The 22,195-nt window shown below is 65.0% G+C and carries 20 protein-coding genes; 12 read left to right on the top strand and 8 right to left on the bottom strand.

Going from position 1 to position 22,195, the window contains the following annotated elements:
* Positions 1-12 precede the first annotated feature (12 nt).
* On the top strand, positions 13-3,810 hold the full coding sequence (locus QM588_RS16095) for a multifunctional oxoglutarate decarboxylase/oxoglutarate dehydrogenase thiamine pyrophosphate-binding subunit/dihydrolipoyllysine-residue succinyltransferase subunit (protein WP_283314715.1): 3,798 nt from the start codon (positions 13-15) through the stop codon (positions 3,808-3,810).
* A gap of 248 nt (positions 3,811-4,058) precedes the next feature.
* On the opposite strand, the gene QM588_RS16090 is transcribed toward QM588_RS16095, so the two are convergent.
* Entirely contained in the window at positions 4,059-4,706 is a 648-nt protein-coding gene (locus tag QM588_RS16090; RefSeq protein WP_283314714.1) for a TetR/AcrR family transcriptional regulator, read from the bottom strand.
* 69 nt (positions 4,707-4,775) lie between these two features.
* On the opposite strand from QM588_RS16090, the gene QM588_RS16085 reads away from it, so the two are divergent.
* The 3 genes from QM588_RS16085 to QM588_RS16075 are packed head-to-tail and all read left to right on the top strand — an operon-like array spanning position 4,776 to position 8,146.
* On the top strand, positions 4,776-6,347 hold the full coding sequence (locus QM588_RS16085; RefSeq protein WP_094714435.1) for a flavin-containing monooxygenase: 1,572 nt from the start codon (positions 4,776-4,778) through the stop codon (positions 6,345-6,347).
* Positions 6,344-7,177, top strand: coding sequence for an SDR family NAD(P)-dependent oxidoreductase (locus tag QM588_RS16080; RefSeq protein WP_283314709.1), 834 nt, complete (start codon positions 6,344-6,346; stop codon positions 7,175-7,177). Before QM588_RS16085 ends, QM588_RS16080 begins: the two co-directional genes overlap by 4 nt.
* 12 nt (positions 7,178-7,189) lie before the next feature.
* Complete coding sequence (locus QM588_RS16075) at positions 7,190-8,146, top strand: alpha/beta hydrolase (RefSeq protein WP_283314706.1); 957 nt, start codon at positions 7,190-7,192, stop codon at positions 8,144-8,146.
* Here QM588_RS16075 and QM588_RS16070 read toward each other — a convergent pair.
* Positions 8,102-8,995: a glycine betaine ABC transporter substrate-binding protein gene (locus QM588_RS16070; RefSeq protein ID WP_283314705.1), complete on the bottom strand. Its 894-nt coding sequence runs from the start codon at positions 8,993-8,995 to the stop codon at positions 8,102-8,104. The two genes, QM588_RS16075 and QM588_RS16070, sit on opposite strands and share 45 nt — an antisense overlap.
* A 208-nt stretch (positions 8,996-9,203) precedes the next feature.
* On the opposite strand from QM588_RS16070, the gene QM588_RS16065 reads away from it, so the two are divergent.
* From QM588_RS16065 to QM588_RS16050, 4 genes are read left to right on the top strand one after another with little or no spacing between them, the layout of a single operon-like run.
* On the top strand, positions 9,204-10,178 hold the full coding sequence (locus QM588_RS16065) for an ABC transporter substrate-binding protein (protein ID WP_283314703.1): 975 nt from the start codon (positions 9,204-9,206) through the stop codon (positions 10,176-10,178).
* Complete coding sequence (locus QM588_RS16060; RefSeq protein ID WP_283314701.1) at positions 10,178-11,329, top strand: ABC transporter ATP-binding protein; 1,152 nt, start codon at positions 10,178-10,180, stop codon at positions 11,327-11,329. The genes QM588_RS16065 and QM588_RS16060 overlap by 1 nt, the downstream gene beginning before the upstream one ends.
* Positions 11,326-11,991: an ABC transporter permease gene (locus QM588_RS16055; protein ID WP_283314698.1), complete on the top strand. Its 666-nt coding sequence runs from the start codon at positions 11,326-11,328 to the stop codon at positions 11,989-11,991. The genes QM588_RS16060 and QM588_RS16055 overlap by 4 nt, the downstream gene beginning before the upstream one ends.
* The gene (locus QM588_RS16050; protein ID WP_027498027.1) at positions 11,988-12,680 is read left to right on the top strand and encodes an ABC transporter permease; all 693 of its coding nucleotides are present in this window, start codon (positions 11,988-11,990) and stop codon (positions 12,678-12,680) included. The genes QM588_RS16055 and QM588_RS16050 overlap by 4 nt, the downstream gene beginning before the upstream one ends.
* Positions 12,681-12,759: 79 nt before the next feature.
* Here QM588_RS16050 and QM588_RS16045 read toward each other — a convergent pair whose 3' ends face one another.
* The 4 genes from QM588_RS16045 to QM588_RS16030 all read right to left on the bottom strand — a co-directional run bounded on the left by QM588_RS16045 (position 12,760) and on the right by QM588_RS16030 (position 15,959).
* Positions 12,760-13,959 (bottom strand): NAD(P)-dependent malic enzyme, encoded by a 1,200-nt coding sequence (locus QM588_RS16045; protein WP_283314696.1) that lies wholly within the window; start codon positions 13,957-13,959, stop codon positions 12,760-12,762.
* Positions 13,960-14,221: 262 nt separating this feature from the next.
* Positions 14,222-14,515 carry a hypothetical protein gene (locus QM588_RS16040; RefSeq protein ID WP_283314694.1) on the bottom strand — a complete coding sequence of 98 codons (294 nt, stop codon included), beginning with the start codon at positions 14,513-14,515 and terminating at the stop codon, positions 14,222-14,224.
* Positions 14,512-15,126: a MarC family protein gene (locus QM588_RS16035; RefSeq protein ID WP_283314692.1), complete on the bottom strand. Its 615-nt coding sequence runs from the start codon at positions 15,124-15,126 to the stop codon at positions 14,512-14,514. Before QM588_RS16035 ends, QM588_RS16040 begins: the two co-directional genes overlap by 4 nt.
* Positions 15,123-15,959 carry a PHP domain-containing protein gene (locus QM588_RS16030; RefSeq protein ID WP_283314689.1) on the bottom strand — a complete coding sequence of 279 codons (837 nt, stop codon included), beginning with the start codon at positions 15,957-15,959 and terminating at the stop codon, positions 15,123-15,125. Before QM588_RS16030 ends, QM588_RS16035 begins: the two co-directional genes overlap by 4 nt.
* Positions 15,960-16,038: 79 nt before the next feature.
* Here QM588_RS16030 and QM588_RS16025 point away from each other — a divergent pair, with 79 nt between their 5' ends.
* Positions 16,039-17,127: a magnesium and cobalt transport protein CorA gene (locus tag QM588_RS16025; protein WP_283314688.1), complete on the top strand. Its 1,089-nt coding sequence runs from the start codon at positions 16,039-16,041 to the stop codon at positions 17,125-17,127.
* 33 nt (positions 17,128-17,160) lie between these two features.
* Here QM588_RS16025 and QM588_RS16020 read toward each other — a convergent pair whose 3' ends face one another.
* A complete protein-coding gene (locus QM588_RS16020) occupies positions 17,161-17,754 on the bottom strand; it encodes a suppressor of fused domain protein (protein WP_442972933.1) in 594 nt (197 codons plus the stop codon).
* Positions 17,755-17,824: 70 nt separating this feature from the next.
* Here QM588_RS16020 and QM588_RS16015 point away from each other — a divergent pair, with 70 nt between their 5' ends.
* The 3 genes from QM588_RS16015 (at position 17,825) to QM588_RS16005 (ending at position 20,956) form a co-directional block, all read left to right on the top strand.
* Positions 17,825-18,541, top strand: a complete 717-nt coding sequence (locus QM588_RS16015) for a metallophosphoesterase family protein (RefSeq protein ID WP_283314685.1) — start codon at positions 17,825-17,827, stop codon at positions 18,539-18,541.
* Positions 18,531-19,394 (top strand): hypothetical protein, encoded by an 864-nt coding sequence (locus QM588_RS16010; RefSeq protein WP_032371672.1) that lies wholly within the window; start codon positions 18,531-18,533, stop codon positions 19,392-19,394. Before QM588_RS16015 ends, QM588_RS16010 begins: the two co-directional genes overlap by 11 nt.
* 125 nt (positions 19,395-19,519) lie before the next feature.
* Positions 19,520-20,956, top strand: a complete 1,437-nt coding sequence (locus tag QM588_RS16005; RefSeq protein WP_283314682.1) for an MFS transporter — start codon at positions 19,520-19,522, stop codon at positions 20,954-20,956.
* Positions 20,957-21,022: 66 nt separating this feature from the next.
* On the opposite strand, the gene QM588_RS16000 is transcribed toward QM588_RS16005, so the two are convergent.
* Positions 21,023-22,192, bottom strand: a complete 1,170-nt coding sequence (locus QM588_RS16000) for an ABC transporter ATP-binding protein (protein ID WP_032375493.1) — start codon at positions 22,190-22,192, stop codon at positions 21,023-21,025.
* Between the last annotated feature and the right edge of the window lie 3 nt (positions 22,193-22,195).

Here is a 22,195-nt window from a genome sequence, read left to right as displayed (position 1 = left end):
CGAACTACTGCCGTGAGCAGCAGCTCTACTACCCAATTCGGACAAAATCAATGGCTGGTCGACGAGATGTACCAGCGGTTCAAGCAGGACCCGTCCTCCGTCGACGCGAGCTGGCACGAGTTCCTCACCGATTACGACCCCGAAGCCGTGACCGACGAAAACCCCATCTCCAACGGTAAGTCCGGTTCCAACGGCTCGGCCTCGAACGGCAGCTCGGCCAAGTCCGCTCCTCCCGCAGCACCCGCGCCTCCTGCGAAGCCAGCCGCCTCGGCCCCGAAGGCCGAAGCCCCCAAGAAGGCCGAGGCTCCCGCCAAGGCCGCAGCTCCCAAGGCTGCCGAGACCAAGCCTGCTCCGGCGAAGTCGGCCCCGGCCAAGCCGGCCGAGAAGAAGGCAGCCCCGGCCAAGCCCGCCGCTGCCGAATTCGGTGAAGAGTCGAGCAAGATTCTGCGCGGCGCTGCCGCAGCGGTTGCGAAGAACATGTCCGCCTCGCTGCAGATTCCGACAGCTACCAGCGTGCGGGCCATCCCGGCCAAGCTCATGGTCGACAATCGCCTCGTCATCAACAACCACCTCGCGCGTACCCGCGGCGGCAAGATCTCGTTCACGCACCTGCTCGGCTACGCCATCGTGCAGGCCGTCAGGGCGTTCCCGAACATGAACCGCCACTTCGCCGAGGTCGACGGCAAGCCCAACGCCGTCACTCCGGCTGCGATCAATCTCGGTCTGGCGATCGACCTTCCCGGCAAGGACGGCAACCGATCCCTCGTCGTCGCGGCCATCAAGAACACGCAGGACTTCACGTTCACGCAGTTCTACAACGCGTACGAGGACATCGTCCGACGTGCCCGTGACGGCAAGCTGACCGGCGAGGACTTCCAGGGCGTCACGATCTCGCTGACCAACCCCGGCGGAATCGGCACCGTCCACTCCGTCCCGCGCCTGATGAACGGCCAGGGTGCCATCATCGGTGCCGGTGCCATGGAGTACCCGGCGGAGTTCCAGGGTGCCAGCGACGAGCGTCTCGCCGAGTTCGGCGTCGGCAAGCTCATGACGCTGACCTCGACGTACGACCACCGCATCATTCAGGGTGCGGAGTCGGGCGACTTCCTCAAGACGATCCACAATCTGCTGATCAGCGACGAGTTCTACGACGAGCTGTTCCATTCGCTGAAGATCCCGTACGAGCCGATCCGCTGGCGCAAGGATCTGCCCGAGGGCACCGTCGACAAGAACACCCGCGTGCTCGAGCTCATCGCGGCGTACCGCAACCGCGGTCACCTGATGGCCGACACCGACCCGTTGCAGTTCACCAAGGACAAGTTCCGGATGCATCCGGACCTCGACGTGATCAGCCACGACCTGACGCTGTGGGACCTCGACCGCGAGTTCAAGGTCGGCGGATTCCACGGCAAGGACAAAATGAAGCTGCGCGACGTGCTCAGCGTCCTGCGCGACTCGTACTGCCGCCACGTCGGCGTCGAGTACACCCACATCCTCGAAACCGAGCAGGTCTCGTGGCTGCAGGAACGCGTCGAAGCCAAGCACGTCAAACCGACTGTGGCGCAACAGAAGTACATCCTCAGCAAGCTCAACGCAGCCGAGGCCTTCGAGACGTTCCTGCAGACCAAGTACGTCGGGCAGAAGCGCTTCTCGCTCGAAGGTGCCGAATCGGTCATCCCGATGATGGACTCCGTCATCGACCAGAGCGCGGAGTACGCCCTCGACGAGGTCGTCATCGGCATGCCGCACCGCGGTCGCCTGAACGTGCTGGCCAACATCGTCGGCAAGCCGTACTCGAAGATCTTCACCGAGTTCGAGGGCAACATGAACCCGGCTGCCGCACACGGCTCCGGTGACGTGAAGTACCACCTCGGTGCCGAGGGCACGTACATCCAGATGTTCGGCGACAACGACATCAAGGTCTCGCTCACGGCGAACCCGTCGCACCTCGAAGCCGTCGACCCCGTCCTCGAAGGCCTCGTCCGGGCCAAGCAGGACCTCCTGGACAAGGGCACCGGCCAGGGCGGTTACTCCGTGCTGCCGCTGATGCTGCACGGCGACGCGGCTTTCGCCGGCCAGGGCGTCGTCGCGGAAACGCTGAACCTGTCCGATCTGCGTGGCTACCGCACCGGCGGAACCGTGCACATCGTCGTCAACAACCAGGTCGGCTTCACCACCTCGCCGGAGTTCTCGCGCTCGTCCGAGTACTGCACCGACGTGGCCAAGATGATCGCCGCGCCGATCTTCCACGTCAACGGCGACGACCCCGAGGCATGTGCCTGGGTGGCCCAGCTGGCAGTGGACTTCCGTCAGAAGTTCCACAAGGACGTCGTCATCGACATGATCTGCTACCGCCGTCGCGGACACAACGAGGGCGACGACCCCTCGATGACCCAGCCGGCGATGTACGACGTGATCGACACCAAGCGCAGCGTCCGCAAGAGCTACACCGAATCGCTCATCGGCCGTGGCGACATCTCGCTCAAGGAAGCCGAGGATGCGCTCCGCGACTACCAGGGTCAGCTCGAACGCGTCTTCAACGAAGTGCGCGAGCTCGAGAAGTACACCCCGGAGCCCAGCGAATCGGTCGAACTCGACCAGCAGTTGCCGACCAAGCTCACCACCGCCGTCGACAAGGCCGTACTGCACCGCATCGGTGATGCGCATCTCGATATCCCCGAGGGATTCAACGTGCACCCCCGCGTCAAGCCGGTACTCGAGAAGCGTCGGGAAATGGCGTACGAGGGCAAGGTCGACTGGGCCTTCGGCGAACTGCTCGCACTCGGCTCGCTCGTGGACGAGGGACGCAACATTCGTTTCTCGGGTCAGGACACCCGCCGCGGCACGTTCACGCAGCGGCACTCGGTGATCATCGACCGCAAGACCGGTTCCGAGTACACGCCGCTGCAGAACATCGGCAGCGACAACCCCGGCAAGTTCATGGTCTACGACTCCGCGCTGAGCGAGTTCGCGGCCGTCGGCTTCGAGTACGGCTACTCCGTGGGCAACCCGGACGCACTGGTGATGTGGGAAGCGCAGTTCGGCGACTTCGTCAACGGCGCCCAGTCCATCATCGACGAGTTCATCTCGTCCGGTGAAGCCAAGTGGGGTCAGCTCTCCGACGTCGTGCTGCTGCTGCCGCACGGCCACGAGGGTCAGGGACCGGACCACACGTCCGGACGCATCGAACGCTTCCTGACGCTGTGCGCCGAAGGATCGATGACCGTCGCACTCCCCTCGACCCCCGCGAACTACTTCCACCTGCTGCGTAGGCATGCGCGTGACGGAATCCGTCGCCCGCTGATCGTCTTCACTCCGAAGTCGATGCTGCGCAACAAGGCAGCAGTGAGCAACATCGAGGACTTCACCGACGGCAAGTTCCACTCGGTGTTCGACGAGCCCACGTACGACACCGGCACCGGCGACCGCAGCAAGGTCAAACGCGTGCTGATGGTCAGCGGCAAGCTCTACTACGAGCTCCTCGCTCGCAAGCAGAAGGACAACCGCGACGACGTCGCCATCGTCCGCATCGAGCAGCTCTACCCCGTGCCGACGCGTCGGATCCGGGAAGCACTCGAGAGCTACCCGAACGCAACGGAATTCCGCTGGGTTCAGGAAGAGCCTGCGAACCAGGGTGCCTGGCCGTTCTTCGGTCTCGCACTGCCCGAACTCATGCCCGAGAAGCTGGTCGGCATCAAGCGCATCTCCCGTCGCGCCATGTCCGCACCGTCCTCGGGATCGAGCAAGGTGCACGCCGTCGAGCAACTCGAAATCATCGACGAGGCCTTCAACAAGGTCGGCGAAGACTAGATCTCCGACAGCGACAAGCGGCCCACTCCTTCGGGGGTGGGCCGCTTTCGTCGTTGCTGTGCGCGCTCTCCGTTCCGCGTCAATGGACCATTGCATACGTCTGGGCAGTGCAACGGTCCATTCACGCAGAGTTGGGGGCTGCGTGAATGGACCTCTGCATACGTGTGAGGAGTGCAAGGGTCCATTGACGCGTGCCGGGGGTGCACCGGGGAGGACGTCCAACCGGGGGACGCACACTAGGGCGGGGCTCAGGCGTCGGCGTCGGCTCCCAGCAGCGCGGAGATCATGCCCGGAGCCAGGGCGACAGCAGGCAGGGCGTTGACGTTCAGGTCTATCAACTCGTCGCGGGTGATCTGTGGATTTCTGAGCCAGGTGATGGTCGCTTCTTCGACGAAGGCGATCCACCCGCGGACGGCGAGGTCGATGGTGGGGGTGACATCGACGTCGAGTTGGGCGAGTTGGACGAGAGTGCGATCGGCCATGGTGGTGCGGGTCTGCTCGAACACCTCGCGCATCTGCGGATCTCCGCTCGCCGTGCCGCGGAGCAGGGAGATGAAAGTGTCGCGTTTCTCGCTGACGTAGTCGACGTAGTTGGCGATGGACTCGCGCAGAATCTCGAAGGGTTCGAGATCCGGTTCCGGCGCGGTTCGTTCGATCATCGACCGCGACGCCTCGCGGACTATTTCGAGGTGAAAGTCCTGCTTGGACGCGAAGTAGTGGAACAGTAGACCTCGGGAGACGCCGGCCTGATCTGCGATGTCCTCGACCGAGATCTGCTCGAGGGGGCGGTCGGCCAACATCTCGGTGCCGAGCTCGATCAGCTGCGCTCGTCGTTGCTGCGGACTGAGTCTCGTCCTTTTCGTCGTCGATACTCCAGCGCGGTTCACATCCGCCATGCAATCATCCTATTGAATAGTAGTCAATAACTATTGACTCACACTCAGTAAGCTTCTAGTCTGCTCTACATGAGTCTTCCCGTAACAGATACTTCGGACCGCGCAACGTCGCCGCGTCACGTCGATACGCTGATCATCGGCAGTGGTTTCGCCGGGCTCGGAGCGGCGATCAAGCTGACCAAGGCAGGCAAGAAGAACTTCGTCGTCGTCGAACGCGGCCACGATGTGGGCGGTACCTGGCGCGACAACACCTACCCCGGTGCAGCCTGCGACGTGCCCTCGCATCTGTACTCGTACTCGTTCGCTTTGAACCCGGAGTGGACTCGTTCGTTCTCCACCCAGCCCGAGATCCAGAAGTACATCGCCGGAGTTGCGCGCAAGTACGGTGTCATGGACAAGCACGTCTTCGGCACGGACGTGACGTCGGCGCGGTGGAACGCCTCCACCAGCCGTTGGGACGTCGAGACGACCACCGGCAACTACACCGCCAAGATCGTCGTCTCGGCCGTCGGCGCGCTGTGCGAGCCCAACTTGCCCGACATCAAGGGAATTCACGACTTCGAGGGCGACGTCTTCCACTCCGCACAGTGGAACCACGACGTCTCGCTCGCCGGAAAGCGCGTCGCCGTCATCGGCACCGGCGCGTCGGCGATCCAGATCGTTCCCGCCATCGCAGGTCAGGTGGAGCATCTCGACGTCTACCAGCGCACTGCGCCGTGGATCCTGCCTCGCGCCGATCGCCCGTACACCAAGCTCGAGCGCTTCGCCTTCAAGCACGTGCCCGGCTTCCAGCGCCTCGCCCGCGCCGGCATCTATGCGATGCGTGAGACCCAGGTCGTCGGACTGGCGAAGAACCCCGCGTTCATGAAGCCGCTGCAGTGGGCGTCGGAAAACCATCTGCGTACGCAGATCAAGGACAAGGCGCTGCGCGCGAAGGTGACCCCGAATTTCCGCATCGGCTGCAAGCGCATGTTGATCTCCAACGCGTACTACCCCGCTCTCGCGCAGAGCAACGTCGACCTCGTGACCGACGGCATCGCCGAGATCCGCAAGGGATCGATCGTCACCAAGGACGGCACCGAGCGCGCGATCGACGCACTCGTCGTCGCCACCGGCTTCCACGTCACCGATTCGCCTGCATACCAGGGCATCGTCGGCAAGGACGGCCGTACGCTGGCGCAGACGTTCGACGACGGCGGACAGCAGGGCTACAAGGGCGCTGCGGTTGCGAACTTCCCGAACATGTTCTTCCTCGTCGGCCCCAACACCGGCCTCGGGCACACCTCGATGGTGTTCATGATCGAGTCGCAGATCAACTACCTGGTCGACGCCTTGAACACCATCGACAAGCACGACATCGGGACCATCGAAGTGCGCAAGGACGTGCAGGACGAGTACAACGTGACCCTGCAGGACCAGCTCGCCAAGAGCGTCTGGATGAACGGCGGCTGCGCCAGCTGGTATCTGGACAAGCACGGAAACAACACCACCCTGTGGCCCGGGTTCACGTTCGAGTTCCGTCGCCAGACCAAGCATTTCGATCTCGATGCGTACCGTAGCGTCGCAACTGCAGATCTGACCTCCGCAGCGTCGGCGAGCACGGCCGCCGGCAACAACACAGACAAGGTGTCCGCACGATGAGCACATTCACAGGCAAGGTAGCCGTCGTCACCGGCGCGGGTTCGGGAATCGGCCGGGCCCTGGCTCTCGAGCTGGCCGGCCGCGGAGCCAAGCTCGCGCTGTCCGACGTCGACACCGCCGGACTCGACGAGACGGTGCGCCGCGTCGAAGCACTCGGAGCCGAGGTGAAATCCGATTTCCTCGACGTCTCGCAGCGCGAGACCGTGCTCGACTACGCCGAGGCCGTCGTCGCGCATTTCGGCAAGGTCAACCAGATCTACAACAACGCAGGCATCGCCTACCACGGTGACGTGGAGAAGTCCTCGTTCAAGGACATCGAACGCATCGTCGACGTCGATTTCTGGGGCGTCGTCAACGGCACCAAGGCATTTCTTCCGCACATCCAGGCCTCCGGCGATGGCCACATCATCAACATCTCCAGTCTGTTCGGCCTGTTGGCCATGCCTTCGCAGTCCGCGTACAACGCGGCGAAGTTCGCCGTCCGCGGGTTCAGCGAGTCGCTGCGCATGGAGATGTTGATCTCCAAGGCACCGGTGAAGGTCACCGTGGTGCACCCCGGCGGCATCAAGACCGCCATCGCCCGCAACGCCACCGTCGCCGAGAATTTCGACCAGGCCGACGTCGCGAAGTTCTTCGACAGCAAGTTGGCGAAGACCACCCCGATCGACGCGGCCAAGACCATTCTCAAGGGTGTCGAGAAGGGCAGGGGCCGCGTGCTCATCGGTTCCGACGCCATCGCCCTCGATCTGCTGCAACGCATCACCGGTTCGCGGTACCAGGGCCTCATCGCTGCAGTGTCCAAGCGTGCGCTGCCGCGCACCAAGAAGTAGACGGGTCGCGTCGTGAAATCCTTCTACGTTCCCCTGCCGATCGTCGCGGCAGCGCTCAAACCGTTTTACCGCCTCGCGCTGAATCCGCGCCTGTCCTTCCGGGCGCAGCGAGCCGTTCTCGAGGCTGCGGCTCCGGTGCAGACGCTCCCGCACGGGACCGTCGCGCAGAAGTTGACGCTTGCGGGCAGGCGGGCCGAGCGCATCACCGTCGGAGCCACCGAACGCGACACCGCGATCCTGTACCTCCACGGGGGCGCGTTCACGATCGGTTCGATCAACACCCACCGTTCTCTTGCCGCCCATCTCGCACGTGAGTCGGCCAGCGCGGTGTACGTGCTCGATTACCGACTGGCTCCGGAGAACCCGTACCCGGCCGCGCTCGACGACGCCGTGGCGGCGTTCCGGGAACTCGTGCGGTTGCACGGCTTCACCCCGGATCGCATCGCCATCGCCGGTGATTCGGCCGGCGGCGGACTGACCGTCGCGACGGCGAGGCGGCTGGTGGACGACGGCGCGAGGCCCGCAGCTCTCGGATTGATCTCACCGTGGGTCGATCCGGGCGCACGCGACGCGGTCAAGCCGCGCGACCTGGTCGTCAACACCGGGTGGTCGAACTCCTCGGCCGACGCGTATCTGGGGGCGGGTGACCCGCTGGATCAGGGCTTCGCGCCGCTCCAGGGCAACCTGGACGAGCTGCCACCGGTCGTCATGCACGTCGGGACGGACGAGGTGCTCTATCCGCAGATCACCGCGTTCGCGGACAAGCTGCGCCTGTCCGGCGTCGAACTCGAGTACATCGAGTACAAGAAGCTCTGGCACGTGGCGCACCTGCAGGCGTCGATCCTGCGTGAAGCAGCCGAAGCCGTCCATCACATGGGCTCGTACCTGGGCCGCATGCTCAGAGCAGAGCAGAAGTCCGACGGGTCAGAGGCTGTGCTCGCCGAGCCAGCGGCCGGCGACATCGCCTGACGCAGCACCGCCACGGACCTCGCCGATCATGTCGGCGAGGTCCGCTGTCGTCAGCTCCCCCGCCACCACCGAGAACGACTTCACCGCACTCTCGTCAAACACACCAGTGCGGTACAGCGGAACGACGTTCTGCGCCGGATACACGTGATCGTCGTCGGGCAGAGTCGTCAGATCCTTGGCCAGCGGACCGAACGATGCAGTCCGAATCGCGAGAGCATCCACCGCGCCGGAATTCAGGTCGTCGACGGCGAACTGCGCATCCGGGTAGACCATGAACTCGGCGAAACCGGCACCGGAGACGCTGGGACTGCCAGCGCCCTCCGTCATCAGATCCAACGGGTGTACCTCTCCCTCGACCGTGCCGACTGTCACGTCGTCCCTACGAAGAAATTCTGTGACTGTCGTCCCCTCGCCCGACGTCGCGTCCGGAGCGAGAGCGATCGCCAACCGATCCTCGGCGGTTGCGTAGTCCCCCACCGACAATCCGGCGGGCAGCGATCGGTTCAGCTCGGTGAACACGTCCTCTGCTTCTGTTGCGCCGGCCAGGGTGTCGAAGGTACGCAAGAGTTCGCCGGTGACGTCGGGAACCACGGTCACGTCACCTCGATCCAACGCCGCGAGGTACGCCGTCCGATCCCCGAGATTCTCGACGACGGAGACCTCGTCTCCCGTCGACCGGAGTCCTCCCGCGTAGATCTGTGCGAGCAACCGGGAGAGGTCGGAATTTCCGGCTCCGACGACGACGGACACCTGCTCGGGTTCGGCCCGGTCGGCCGCACTGCACCCACCGACGGAACCTGCGATAGTGACCGCGAGGGCCGCTGCCAGAATCGACGAACGCACTCTCATTTTCTCCTGTTCACTGCCCGTGGGGTTTACCGATCCCGACCGCGGGGCACAGATGCGAACGAGAGGGTAGTCGAACCAACCTTATGGGCACGGCGACGTCGACTACCATCCCGAGCAGCCCGAGTCCTGATTCGGCGATGTCCCCGATGTCGGGCGGCATCCGTCGGAATTGGGGCTTCGTCTGTGCCCGAACCGATGGAAGGACACCATGACCACCTCCCGAATCACGCGCGCGTTCTCCGCCCCGAAGGCAGTGGCGGCCGTTGCCGCGCTCGCCCTGTCGGTCACCGCACTGACCGCCTGCGGCGGAAATTCGGATCCGCTCTCGAGCGGAGGCGGCGAGAGCAACGACGACACGAACTCGATCATCGTCGGCTCGGCCAACTTCCCGGAGTCCGAGACCGTCGCAAACATCTACGCAGAAGCATTGCGCGCCAACGGTTTCGAGGTGAGCACCAAGCTCAACATCGGTAGCCGCGAGGCGTACATTCCCGCCGTCCGCGACGGCTCGATCGACCTGATTCCCGATTACACGGGCAACCTGCTCCAGTACTTGGACGAATCCGCCACGGCCACCTCGTCCGAGGACGTGCTGGCGGCACTGCCCGCTGCACTCGGCGACGACCTCTCGGTGACGGCCCAGGCACCCGGCGAGGACAAGGATGCCGTCGTCGTCACGCGCGCGACCGCAACCGAGCGCAACCTGAAGACCGTCGGCGATCTCGCACCGTTCTCCTCGGAGGTGACGTTCGCAGGCACGCCGGAATTCCAGGAGCGCGTCGGCGGGTTGCCGGGCCTGAAAGCGAAGTACGGCCTGGACATCTCCCCCGGCAACTACGTGCCCATCTCCGACGGCGGCGGACCGGCCACGGTCGAGGCACTCGTGTCGGGCCAGGTCGACGCGGCGGACATCTTCACCACCTCGCCGGCCATCGCGCAGAACGATCTCGTGGTTCTCGAAGACCCGGAGAATAATTTCGCCGCTCAGAACGTCATCCCGGTGCTGCGGACGTCCAAGCAGTCCGAGAAGCTCACTCAGGTTCTCGACGCCGTCTCGGCGCAGATCACCACCGAAGAGCTCATTGCACTGAACACTTCGGTGTCCGGCGACCAGAAGGTCGAACCGGCTGCGGCGGCAACGGCGTGGGTCAAGGACAAGGGTCTGGACCAGCCGGTCAGCTGATGATCACCTTCGAGAACATCACCAAGACGTACCCGGACGGCACCACGGCAGTCGACTCGTTGGACCTGGTGATCCAGCCACACTCGTTCACCGTGTTCGTGGGGCCGTCCGGCTGTGGCAAGACGACGTCGATGCGCATGATCAACCGGATGATCGCGCCCACCTCGGGCGTCATCACGGTCGACGGCCGCAACATCGCCGACACCGACGCGGTGAAGCTGCGCCGGGGAATCGGCTACGTCATCCAGAGTGCCGGGCTGCTGCCCCATCGTTCCGTCGTCGACAATGTCGCGACGGTTCCGGTGCTGAACGGTCAGTCCCGGCGCGCTGCCCGCAAGGCGGCACTGGAAGTACTCGAGCGAGTGGGCCTGGATCCCGCTCTTGCGTCCCGCTACCCGGCGCAGCTGTCCGGCGGTCAGCAACAGCGCGTCGGGGTGGCCCGCGCGCTCGCCGCGGACCCACCGATTCTGTTGATGGACGAGCCCTTCAGCGCTGTCGACCCAGTGGTGCGTGAGGATCTGCAGACCGAGATGCTGAGGCTGCAGGCCGATCTGAAGAAGACGATCGTGTTCGTCACGCACGACATCGACGAGGCCGTGCGGCTGGGCGACCACATCGCGGTCTTCGGACCGCAGGGTCGTCTGCAGCAATACGACAAGCCCGAGACCGTGCTCGCGGCACCGGCGACGTCGTTCGTGGCGTCGTTCGTCGGCCGCGACCGCGGCTACCGAGGCCTGTCTTTCCGCTCGGCGCAGTCGGTCACGATGCATCCGATCCATACCGCGACCGAGGACGAGATGAGCACCCTGCGACTCGACCAGGGGCAGTGGGTTCTGGTCGTGGACTCCCAGCGTCGTCCCCTCGGCTGGATCGACGCTACCGGCGTCGAGAAGATACGCGGCGGCGGCAGCCTGGACGAGAGCACCGCGGCCGGTGGGTCGTTGTTCCTCGAGGGCGGCGATCTACGGCAGGCACTCGACTCGGCGATTTCGTCCCCATCGGGAATCGGCGTCGCCGTCGATTCGACCGGTGCCGCCGTGGGCAGCGTCGACGGTGCGGAAATTCTCGAAAACCTGGCCGTACAGCGCAAGTCGGAGGACGAGGAGCGCAATCGCCACCACTTCGGCGCGGCCGGGAACGACGCACAGTGACCTGGCTGTTCGACAACTTCGGCGTCGTACTGGGGTACACGAAGACACATCTGTATCTTTCGCTCGTGCCCCTGCTCATCGGACTGCTCGTCGCCGTTCCGGTCGGCACCCTGATTCGCAACACGCGGTGGGTCCGCCGAATCACGTTGACGGTGGCCAGCATTGCGTTCACGTTGCCGTCACTGGCACTGTTCGTCACCATTCCCGCGGTCGTAGGATTGCCAGTGCTCGATCCACTGAACGTGGTGATCGCACTGACGGTGTACTCCACGGCTCTGCTCGTTCGCGCTGTTCCGGAGGCACTCGATTCGGTGCCGTTCGCCGTCGTCGATTCGGCTCAGGCCATGGGCTTTTCGTCGTTACGACGGGCGGTGACCGTCGAGCTACCGCTGTCCTTGCCGGTGCTCATCGCCAATATTCGCGTTGTCACGGTCACCAACATCTCGTTGGTCTCGGTGGGTTCGGTGATCGGTATCGGTGGTCTCGGCCAGCTGTTCACCCAGGGCTACCAACGTGACTATCCCGATCAGATCTTCGCCGGCATCATCTCGATCGTGTTCCTGGCGTTGATCTTCGACGCCGCCCTGTACCTGTTGGGCCGTCGACTCACGCCGTGGACACGGCAGGGCACGACCTCGTCGACGAGGAAGGCGCGCGCATGAATCTGTTCTCCGAAGCGTTCTCGTACATCCTCGACGGCGCGAATTGGGCCGGGCCGACGGGAATCGGCGCCCGATTGCTCGAACACATGTGGTATTCGCTGTTGGCCGTTGTACTTTCGGCCGCTGTCGCGATTCCCATCGGGCTGATCATCGGTCACCTGCGCCGCGGTGAAGCGGTGGTCGTCGGACTGGTCAACGCTCTGCGCTCACTGCCGACTCTGGGTGTGTTGGTGTTCCTGGTCCTGGTGATCGGATTGGGTCTGATCCCACCGATCATCGCGCTGGTTCTGCTCGGCATACCGCCGCTGCTGGCGGGCACCTACTCCGGAATAGCCAACGTCGACGCTCACGTGGTCGACGCCGCCCGGGCAATGGGAATGACCGAATCACAGGTGCTGCTGCGGGTCGAGATCCCGAATGCACTTCCACTGATCCTCGGCGGACTACGGAACACCACTCTGCAGATCATCGCCACCGCGACCGTTGCGGCCTACGTCAACCTCGGCGGGCTCGGTCGCTACATCTTCGACGGTCTCGCGCTCTACGACTACGGCCGGGTTCTGGTCGGGGCGATCCTCGTCGCGCTGCTCACACTCGTCGTCGACGGCCTTCTCGCCCTTGCGGTGTGGACGTCGGTGCCGGGAACCGGTCGCCTCCGGCGGATGCCGACCGGCCTGGCGAAAGTCTGACGGGCAGCTCACACGAACGAAAAGCACCCCGAACCACCGGCCGGGATAGGGCGGGGTTCGGGGTGCTTTTTCTGTTTTCCTACGCGACACCCTCGGCTCGCGCTGCTGCCGCAACTGCGTCCGCAACGGCCGGGGCGACGCGAGGATCGAGCGGGCTCGGGACGATTCTGTCCGCGGCCAACTCGTCGCCGAGAACCGAGAGGATTGCCTCGGCAGCGGCGAGCTTCATACCTTCGGTGATACGGCGTGCGCCTGCGTCGAGCGCACCCTTGAACACACCGGGGAAGGCCAGAACGTTGTTGATCTGATTGGGGAAATCGCTGCGTCCGGTTGCGACGATGGCCGCGTACTTCCTGGCCAACTCCGGGTGAATCTCCGGATCCGGGTTCGAGAGCGCGAACACGATGGACTCGGGGGCCATCGAGGCGATGACGCCCTCGTCCACTTTGCCCGCGGACAGTCCGAGGAACACGTCGGCTCCGGCCAGTGCATCGGCCGGTCCCCCGCGCAGTCCACGGGGATTGGTCCGCGCAGCGAGGTCGGCCTTGACGCCGGTGAGGTCAGCGCGGTCAGCCGAGACGACGCCCTTGGAGTCGAGGACCACGACGTCGGAAATGCCGGCGGCGAGCAGCATGTTCGCGCACGCGACGCCCGCAGCGCCCGCACCCGAGACGACCACTCGAAGCCCGGCCAGGTCCCGGCCCTGTACCCGTGCGGCACCCGTCAGCGCCGCGAGGACGACGATGGCCGTGCCGTGTTGGTCGTCGTGCATCACGGGGCAATCGAGTGCCTCGACGACGCGTCGTTCCACCTCGAAACACCGCGGGGCAGAAATGTCTTCGAGGTTGACGGCCCCGAAACTGTGTCGCATCCGCACGATCGTCTCGACGATCTCGTCGACGTCGTGGGTATCGAGCACGATCGGGATGGAATCGAGGCCGGCGAACTTCTTGAACAGCGCCGCCTTGCCCTCCATCACCGGCAACGACGCGCGCGGACCGATGTCGCCCAGGCCGAGCACCGCGGAACCGTCGGAGATGACGGCGACGAGCCGGTCGGTCCAGGTGTAGCGCTTGGCCAGCGCCGGGTCGGCGGCGATGGCGCGGCTGACCTGGGCCACCCCCGGGGTGTAGGCGATCGAGAGATCGCGCTGCGTCTCGAGCGGCGCGGCCAACTGGACCGAAAGCTTGCCGCCGAGATGCCCGGCGAAAATTTCGTCGTCGGTGATCGCGGCCGCAACTGCCGATGGTGTTCCTGTGGTGTCTTCGACTGCCGTCACGGTGAAAGCTCCTCGCACTGTCGGCCTCGACGAGGCAACACGTGTCTACGAAGTGATTGATGCTCGAAAGGGTCGCGGACTACCGGAGGGCGCCAGTGCTGGCTGCCGACTGCCGAAAAGCGTGTCTCGCACGTGCGGCGGGTGTGCCTGCACAGTCAACGATGGGCTGTAGCCGCATCGCTGCAACGGCCCAAGTGTGCCATACCGCCCACCGAACTGACCATAGAGTCAGAAACGAGCATGAACCACTACCACCACTGCCCTACTGCCACCACTGGGTCCACAGGACGAGACCGGTGACCACGAAGACCACGATCGCTCCGAGGAAGGCGGTGAATCCTCGTCGGTGATCGGCGATGCGCTGAGCTGCGATGGCGACGACAGCGGCAACGATGTGCACGGTGACCGACAGCGCGCCCGGTCCCGGGTAGCCACGGGAATGACCGAGATATTGGGTGACGCCGACGCCGATCGCCAGCACCACCAGTCCGGCGGTGACGATGCCGCTGAGCCCGCGCAGGAAGCGCAGTCCGGCGCCCGCTCCGGCCCCGCTCATGCTCCGGCCACGAATCCGCGGACGGAGTCCGCGATCAACTGCACTGCGATGGCGGCGAGCAACAGACCTGCGATGCGTGCCAGCAGCGAGATGCCGCCTTCGCCGAGCAGCCGGATGAGGACGGTGGAGAATCGCAGAATCACGAAGAACAGGACGTGAATCGTGATGATGCCCAAAGCAATTGCGAGCAACGAGCTCGCATTCCCGTCGGCCTGACTGACGTAGACGATCACCGCTGCAATGGCTCCGGGGCCCGCCATCAACGGCGTACCCAGCGGCACGAGTGCGACGTTGACGTCCTCGGCCGCCGCGTCGCCGCCCGCACCTTTTCCGGTGAGCAACGACAGCGCGATGAGCAGGAGCAGAAGTCCGCCCGCGCCCTGCAATGCCGGAATACCGATGTGCAGGTAGCTCAGAATTGCCTGGCCGCCGATGGCGAACACCGAGATGACGGTGAGCGAGACCGCAGGTGCCTGCCATGCGGCCTTGTTGCGTACTTCCTTGCTCTTACGTCCCACCAGGGACAGGAACACCGGAATCGCGCCCGGGGGGTCCATGATCACGAACAGCGTGATCAGAACCGTCAGGTACAGCGTCACGTCGAAGGTCATGACCGGGCCGCCGCGATCAGTCGGTCGTACTGCTCCGGGTCGGTGGTGTACTCGCCCAGCTTCACGGTCTTGTTGGTGCCGTGGTAATCCGAGGATCCGGTGACGATGAGGTCCAGCTCCGCAGCCAGCTCGGCCATCACCACGGTGTCCTCCGGCGAGTGGTCCATGTGGTGGACTTCCACGCCGCCGAGCCCGAGCGGGGTCAGTTCTCGGATGTGGTCCAGATCCAGGATGCGTCCGCGCTTGCGGGCCCGGGCATGCGCGAGCACGCTGACGCCGCCTGCGGCGGCGATCATCTCGACGGCAACGTCGAGTGGCGTATCGACTTTGCCGACGTAGTACTTACCACCCGTTGCCAGCGGACCGGCGAACGCCGCGTCCATGTCCGAGACGTAGCCGGCCTCGATCAATGCCTTGCCCAGATGTGGACGACCGGCGGCCTCCCCGGCCGAGGCGAGAACCGCGTCGGGATCGATGGGTAGGCCGTCCGCAGCCATGTTCTCGGCGATGGCACGCAGCCGGGTCACCCGCTCACCGCGCAGTCGTGCACGCTCGGCGGCGAATGCCTCGTTCTCGGGGTCGAACAGGTACGCCAGCAGGTGCACCGGGACGGGCGTGCCGTCCTCGCCACGACCGGTGCACGACAGTTCCATGCCGCGCACGAGCGTCAGGCCTGCAGGCGATGCGGCAGCGGCCTCGTCCCATCCCGCCGTGGTGTCGTGATCGGTGAGTGCCACCACCGACAGGCCCGCCGCCGACGCAGCGCGAACCAGCTCGGCCGGGCTGTCGGTACCGTCGGACGCTGTCGAGTGGGTGTGGAGATCGATGAGCACCAGAACAGTGTCCCAGGCGCACCGCCGTGACGTTCCGGGCCCACTGTTCTGTCGTTTTGCTGGCGTACGATTGCCCGCCATGCCGTCCCTTCCACCGCGTCCCTCACTGCCCTCGCTGCACCGACGAGGAAACAAGGCCGCACCCGAATCGAGTCCACGGATACCGGTTCCGACGGCGCGCGCCATCGTGGACTGCGCTGTCTACGTGGACGGGTCCCGTCTACCCGGCCGCTTCACCCACACGTCGGCGATCGCCGAAGTGCGAGCCCGCGGCGAGGGGTTCGTCTGGGTGGGCCTGCACGCGCCGGACGACCGTCAGATGAACGCGATCGCTCAGTGTTACGGCCTGCACGAGTTGATGGTCGAGGACACCGTGCACGCGCATCAGCGGCCCAAGCTCGAGCGATACGACGACGTCGCATTCCTCGTCCTACGCACGGTCAAGTACGTCGAACACGAGTCGGTGACGACGGCGAACGAGATCGTCGAGAGCGGCGAGATCATGGTGATGGTCGGCCGAGATTTCGTCATCACCGTCCGACACGGCGAACACTCCGGATTGGCCGGCGTGCGCCAGCGCCTCGAGGACAATCCGGAGCAACTCGCGCTCGGACCGTCGGCGGTGCTGCACGCCGTGGCCGACCACGTCGTCGACGAGTACCTGGCCGTCACCGACTCGATCGAGCGGGACGTCGACGGCATGGAGGAGGAAGTCTTCTCTCCGCATCACCACGTGCCGATCGAGAACATCTATCTGCTCAAGCGGGAGGTCGTGGAACTGCGCCGGTCGGTGACACCACTGTCGACGCCGCTCGCACGGCTGGTCCAGGAACCCAGTGTTCCGAAGTCCGTCCGGCGGTATCTGCGCGACGTGCAGGACCATCACACCACTGTTGCCGAACGCATCTCCGAATACGACGAGGTGCTCAGCTCTCTCGTCGACGCCGCCCTGGCTCGGGTGACGATGCAGCAGAACCTCGACATGCGCAAGATCTCGTCCTGGGTGGCGATCGCGGCGGTGCCGACCATGGTGGCGGGCATCTACGGCATGAACTTCGACAACATGCCCGAGCTGCACTGGACCTACGGCTATCACACGATCGTCGCGATCGTCGCCTGCGTGTGCGTCGGTCTGTGGCGCACGTTCCACAAGAACAACTGGCTGTAGATCAGTCGACACCCTGTGCGCAGTAGCGCCGGATCAGAGGCTGGCTGCGGACCGATTCGGGTCTCGGACGTCGATCCCCGCTTCCTTCCAGGCCTCGCGTAACGCGTCCGCCCCACGTAACCGCACCCAGGCGGCCTCGGTTCCGGTCAACGGCACCGCGGCGAAGAAACGAACCGGATCGAAAGGCTCCGGCAGCGGCAGGTCCGAGATGTCGCTCGGCCCGAGCAGCACGGCCGTGAAAGGGGCATTTGTCCACAGCGGCTCACCGAGATCGAGCAGAGCATCCTCCACCAGCACGACGCCCTCCACCGCAGGCGAGGCCGCGAGCACGGCCAGGCTCTTGTGGACACCCGACGCCACACCTGCGCCACCGCGGAGAGTGAGTATCAGTTCGGCGCGAGGGCCTCGGGACGGGTCGGCGACCATGTCGTTCGGGTCTGCCATCGGATGACGCGAGCAGCCGAGGCTGACGTACCGCACCACGTCGGAGTCCGCCCCGAATCGCAGCACGTCCAGTGACTCCAGGCCGAGGAACGTCACGGACGCGGACGACGGGTTGTCGTCGCCGATCTCGGTCACCAGATGTGCGCGTACCGCGGTAATGACACTCTCGCTCACGAGACCCATCCAACACCACCGGTGCCCGAGAAGTCCGTTCGGAGGTGCCACCGAGGACGAGGTGGGTACCGTCGTACCCGTGGTCTCCGTTCTCGCTGTGTCCGACGAAACGATCGAATCTCTGTGGAGTCCGCAGGTGAAGTCGCTCGGCGTCGATCTGATTCTCGGCGCGGGTGACCTTCCGTTCGATTACCTCGAGTACCTGACCGATGCGTTGAACGCTCCGTGCGTGTTCGTGCCCGGCAACCACGACGCGGACCTGACGGGTTATTCGGCCGGGAAGGCCGGCTGGATGCGCGCCGGGCTGCCTGCCACCTGGCCGGGGCCGGTGGGTGCGATCAACGTCGACCGGCGGATCGTGTCGGCTGCCGGTCTGCGTATCGCCGGTCTCGGCGGGTCGATCCGCTACAACGGCGGCCCCAATCAATGGACGCAACGTCAGCAGCGCAGACGCTCACGCACCCTCACTCGAACGTTCGCGTGGAATCGCAACGTCCGCAAGGACGTACGGCCGGTGGACATTCTGCTCACTCACAGCCCACCCCTCGGAGTCGGCGACGACACCGATCCGGCACACGTCGGCTTCGACTGCCTCGACGAGGTGACGCGTCGGCTCTCCCCACAGTTGTTGTTGCACGGCCACATTCATCCACATGGCCACACCCCGGACGATCTCACCCTGCACGGGGCGGCGGTGATCAACACCGTCGGATACACCCTGCTCGACGTCGAACCGGGTGGGCAGCGACAGCAGGTCGAAGCACCGAGGATCGTGAGGCGCAGACATGGCACGTGACACCGGATTTCCGGCCGCCGACGCGGAGAACGACTTCACCCGCCAGCGTCGACGCGCCGACGTGGCGAGACTCGTCGGGTGGCTACGGCGTCAACCCGACGACGTCAACACCATCCTGCCGTTCGACGAGGTGGTCGCTGCCCTCGGCAAAGTCGGAGAACGGCACCTCGGACTGCAGGTCATTCGCGTGGAGACCATCGTCGGCAGCGTCGACCGCACCCGCGACTTCGACAGGTTCTTCAGGCCGACCTCGGCCCGGATCAGGGAACGCTGGCAGCGGTTGGCGGCGGCGCAGCGCCGCGGTGAAGCGATGCCGCCGATTCAGGTGTATCGCATCGGCGGGATGCACTTCGTCGTCGACGGGCATCACCGGGTGTCCATTGCGTTCGCGATGCATCGCACGACGATCGACGCCGTCGTCACCGAGATCATCACGCGTATCTCCCCCGAAGGCATCACCCGGCGCGGCGATCTGTTGATCAAGGATCATCGCCGCATCTTCCTGAGTCGGGTGCCCCTGGTAGGACGCGCGCGCGAGGCGGTGCAGGTCACGGACCCGTTCGATTACGCGCAACTGAGCGAGTCGGTGGAGGCCTGGGGATTTCGGCTGATGCAAGAACTCGGGGAGTTCGTCGACCGCGGAACGGTCGCGCGACGCTGGTTCGGTGAGGAGTACCTGCCGGTGGTCCGCATGGTCCGAGCGGCCGAGATTCTCGAGGACCGCACCGATGCGGAGGCCTATCTGTGGATGAGCCGTGAGCGCTACCGGTTGGTGCGCGAGCACGTCTGGAACGACGAGATCGTCAGTGAACTCCGGCAGAAGGCCCTGGGGAAACCCAACCGGGCGCAGTAGCTCCTCCGCGGTACCTCCCTCTCACACCGGGGAGACCGGTACCCGATAATTAATTAGATGCGTTCAACATTTTAGTTCGATCGGTTCGTATTTTCGGTTGTCATAAGTAACGAGGTAGCTCTTCCATGTCCACCCGCCGCACGCTGCTGCCAGGACTCTGTTTCATCGTCATGACCCTCGCCGTTCTGCAGACGATGGTCGTTCCCATCGTGGGCACCATCGGCATCCAGCTGGGCGTCAGCACCACCGCTGCCGGGTGGGTACTGACGGCGAACCTGTTGGCCGCGGTCATCGCCACCCCCGTCATCGGCCGACTCGCCGACCTGCACGGCAAACGTCCCGTGCTCATCGGCGTCCTGACCGTCGTACTGGCCGGGTCGCTGCTGGCAGCGCTGACCGATTCCCTGACCTGGTTGCTCGTCGGCCGCGTTCTGCAGGGCGTCTCGTACGCCCTGTTCCCCATCGCGCTGGCGGTGTTGCGCGACGAGATGCCACCGCGCGCACTCGTCGGCTCGATGTCGATCCTGTCCGGCACTCTCGGCGTGGGCGGCGGATTCGGGTTGGTGCTGACGGGTCTGCTCACGGCCAACGGTGCCGACTACCACCGCGTCTTCTGGCTCACCGTCGCCATCGTCGTGGTCGCGCTGGGCATCGCCTGGTTCGGTGTCCCGGCCCGACCGCGTAGCGGGAGCGGATCGGTCGACTGGTGGGGCGCCGTGCTGCTGGCGGGCACACTTCTGCTGCTGTTCCTGGCGCTCACCCAGGGCCGCACGTGGGGCTGGGGTTCGGTGGCCACCATCGGATGCGCTGTCGCGGGCGTGCTGCTGGGAACGATCTGGTGGATCTTCGAAAAACGTATCGATGCCCCGCTAGTCGCACCCCGCATGCTCACTCACGGACCACTGTTGGCCACCAACGTCGCCACCCTGTTCGTCGGCGTCGGAATGTTTGCCAACTTCCTGGCCTGCTCCTACTTCGTGCAGACCCCACGTGCCGTCGCCGGCTACGGATTCACCGCCAACGTTCTCGAGGCGAGTGTCGTGTACCTGCTGCCCGGTGCTGCGGTAGGAGTGGTGGCCGCGGTGATCAGCGGTCGCCTCATCGGATCGTTCGGGCCGCGCCGAGTACTCGTCGGCGGTGCGGTGATCGGCGTTCTCGGATTTGCGTTCGTCGCAGTCGCCCACGATCACACGTGGCAGCTGATCACCGCAGGCATCGTCATCAACACGTTCGTCAGCCTCGCGTTCGCTGCCCTACCCAACCTGCTGATGGCCGAGGTCAGCGCGGCGGACACCGGCGTGGCCAACAGCGTCAATTCGATCGTGCGCACCGTCGGCACGTCGATCGCGAGTGCGTCGCTGTCCACCGTGCTGGCGATGTTCACCATCGACGGAACGATCGTGGCCCGCGAGAGCGCGTACACCGCAGCCTTCGTCGCCGGTGCCGTGGCTTGCGCCGTCGTCGCCGCGGCAGCCCTGGCCATCAGGAGCACCCCCGCTGCTCGGGAATCGGTGCGGGTTGCCGAGTCCGAACCGAACACCACGTCGAACATGCCACTGTAGAGCCTGCGGCATGTGAGTGGAACTTCGTAGTGGGCTACGAAGTTCCGCTCACATGCGCGTATCGCTCTACAGCGTCAGGTTCGCACCCGACGCCTGATCGAACACCGAGATCTTGCCCGGGTCGAACCACAGTTCCACCTGACCACCCTCGGCGGCCTTGGATTCGGCTGCCAGACGCGCAACCACCTGTGCCCCGCCGAGATCGGCGATACCGGCATCGGCGGCCAGCTCCTGGAGTTCGCTGGACTCGACCTTGGCACCCTTCAACGTGAAGTACACGTACTTGTCGCTGCCCATGGACTCGAGCACATCGACGGTTGCGGTGAAGGTGGCACCGCTCATCTTCTGGTATCCGTCGATCAGTGCCGCGTCCTCGAAGTGCTCGGGACGAATACCGACGACCACCTCGCGGCCCGGGTTCTTGGCCTTGATCGCGTCCATTCGCTCGAGCGGGATCTCGATGTCTCCGAGGGCGGTGGACACTCCGTTCGAGGTGAGCTGTCCCGGAACGAAATTCATCGAGGGCGATCCGATGAAGCCGCCCACGAACAGGTTTCGCGGCTTGTCGTAGAGCTCCTGCGGAGAACCGATCTGCTGCACCAGCCCGCCGCGCAACACCACGACGCGATCGCCGAGGGTCATGGCCTCGGTCTGATCGTGTGTGACGTAGACGGTGGTGGTGCCCAGGCGTTTCTGCAGCCGCGAGATCTCGGCGCGCGTCTGGACTCGCAGCTTGGCGTCGAGGTTGGACAGCGGCTCGTCCATCAAGAACGCCTTCGGAGTGCGAACAATAGCGCGGCCCATGGCAACTCGCTGTCGCTGACCACCGGAGAGGTTGGCAGGCTTACGGTCGAGGTGCTGACTGAGATCGAGGATCTTGGCAGCCTCTTCGACCTTGTCGTTGATCTCGGTCTTCGAGAGCTTGGCCAGCGTCAGTGGGAAGGCGATGTTCTGCCGAACCGTCATGTGCGGGTACAGCGCGTAGGACTGGAACACCATCGCGATGTCGCGATCCTTCGGTGCCTTCTCGTTGACGCGCTCCCCCGCGATCCGCAGCTCACCGGACGAGATGTCCTCCAGCCCGGCGATCATGTTGAGCGTGGTGGACTTTCCGCAGCCGGACGGTCCGACGAGGATGATGAATTCGCCGTCGGCGATGGTGATGTCGACGTCGCTGACGGCAGCGGCGCCGTCGGGGTAGAGCTTGGTGACTTTGTCGAGAACGATTTCGGCCATGAC

The sequence above is a fragment of the Rhodococcus sp. IEGM 1354 genome (assembly GCF_030056855.1).
Classification (GTDB): domain Bacteria; phylum Actinomycetota; class Actinomycetes; order Mycobacteriales; family Mycobacteriaceae; genus Rhodococcoides.
The sequence above is the reverse complement of the archived record's forward strand: the minus strand, read 5'-3'. Positions and strand labels throughout refer to the sequence as shown.

What these genes read in the sequence shown, in the direction of transcription:
- QM588_RS16080 (WP_283314709.1), top strand. Translation starts at nt 6,344, where the DNA reads ATGAGCACATTCACAGGCAAGGTAGCCGTCGTCACCGGCGCGGGTTCG.
- QM588_RS16065 (WP_283314703.1), top strand. Translation starts at nt 9,204, where the DNA reads ATGACCACCTCCCGAATCACGCGCGCGTTCTCCGCCCCGAAGGCAGTG.
- QM588_RS16020 (WP_442972933.1), bottom strand. Translation starts at nt 17,754, where the DNA reads ATGGGTCTCGTGAGCGAGAGTGTCATTACCGCGGTACGCGCACATCTG.
- QM588_RS16000 (WP_032375493.1), bottom strand. Translation starts at nt 22,192, where the DNA reads ATGGCCGAAATCGTTCTCGACAAAGTCACCAAGCTCTACCCCGACGGC.
- QM588_RS16060 (WP_283314701.1), top strand. Translation starts at nt 10,178, where the DNA reads ATGATCACCTTCGAGAACATCACCAAGACGTACCCGGACGGCACCACG.
- QM588_RS16005 (WP_283314682.1), top strand. Translation starts at nt 19,520, where the DNA reads ATGTCCACCCGCCGCACGCTGCTGCCAGGACTCTGTTTCATCGTCATG.
- QM588_RS16050 (WP_027498027.1), top strand. Translation starts at nt 11,988, where the DNA reads ATGAATCTGTTCTCCGAAGCGTTCTCGTACATCCTCGACGGCGCGAAT.
- QM588_RS16035 (WP_283314692.1), bottom strand. Translation starts at nt 15,126, where the DNA reads ATGACCTTCGACGTGACGCTGTACCTGACGGTTCTGATCACGCTGTTC.
- QM588_RS16085 (WP_094714435.1), top strand. Translation starts at nt 4,776, where the DNA reads ATGAGTCTTCCCGTAACAGATACTTCGGACCGCGCAACGTCGCCGCGT.
- QM588_RS16090 (WP_283314714.1), bottom strand. Translation starts at nt 4,706, where the DNA reads ATGGCGGATGTGAACCGCGCTGGAGTATCGACGACGAAAAGGACGAGA.
- QM588_RS16010 (WP_032371672.1), top strand. Translation starts at nt 18,531, where the DNA reads ATGGCACGTGACACCGGATTTCCGGCCGCCGACGCGGAGAACGACTTC.
- QM588_RS16070 (WP_283314705.1), bottom strand. Translation starts at nt 8,995, where the DNA reads ATGAGAGTGCGTTCGTCGATTCTGGCAGCGGCCCTCGCGGTCACTATC.
- QM588_RS16040 (WP_283314694.1), bottom strand. Translation starts at nt 14,515, where the DNA reads ATGAGCGGGGCCGGAGCGGGCGCCGGACTGCGCTTCCTGCGCGGGCTC.
- QM588_RS16025 (WP_283314688.1), top strand. Translation starts at nt 16,039, where the DNA reads ATGCCGTCCCTTCCACCGCGTCCCTCACTGCCCTCGCTGCACCGACGA.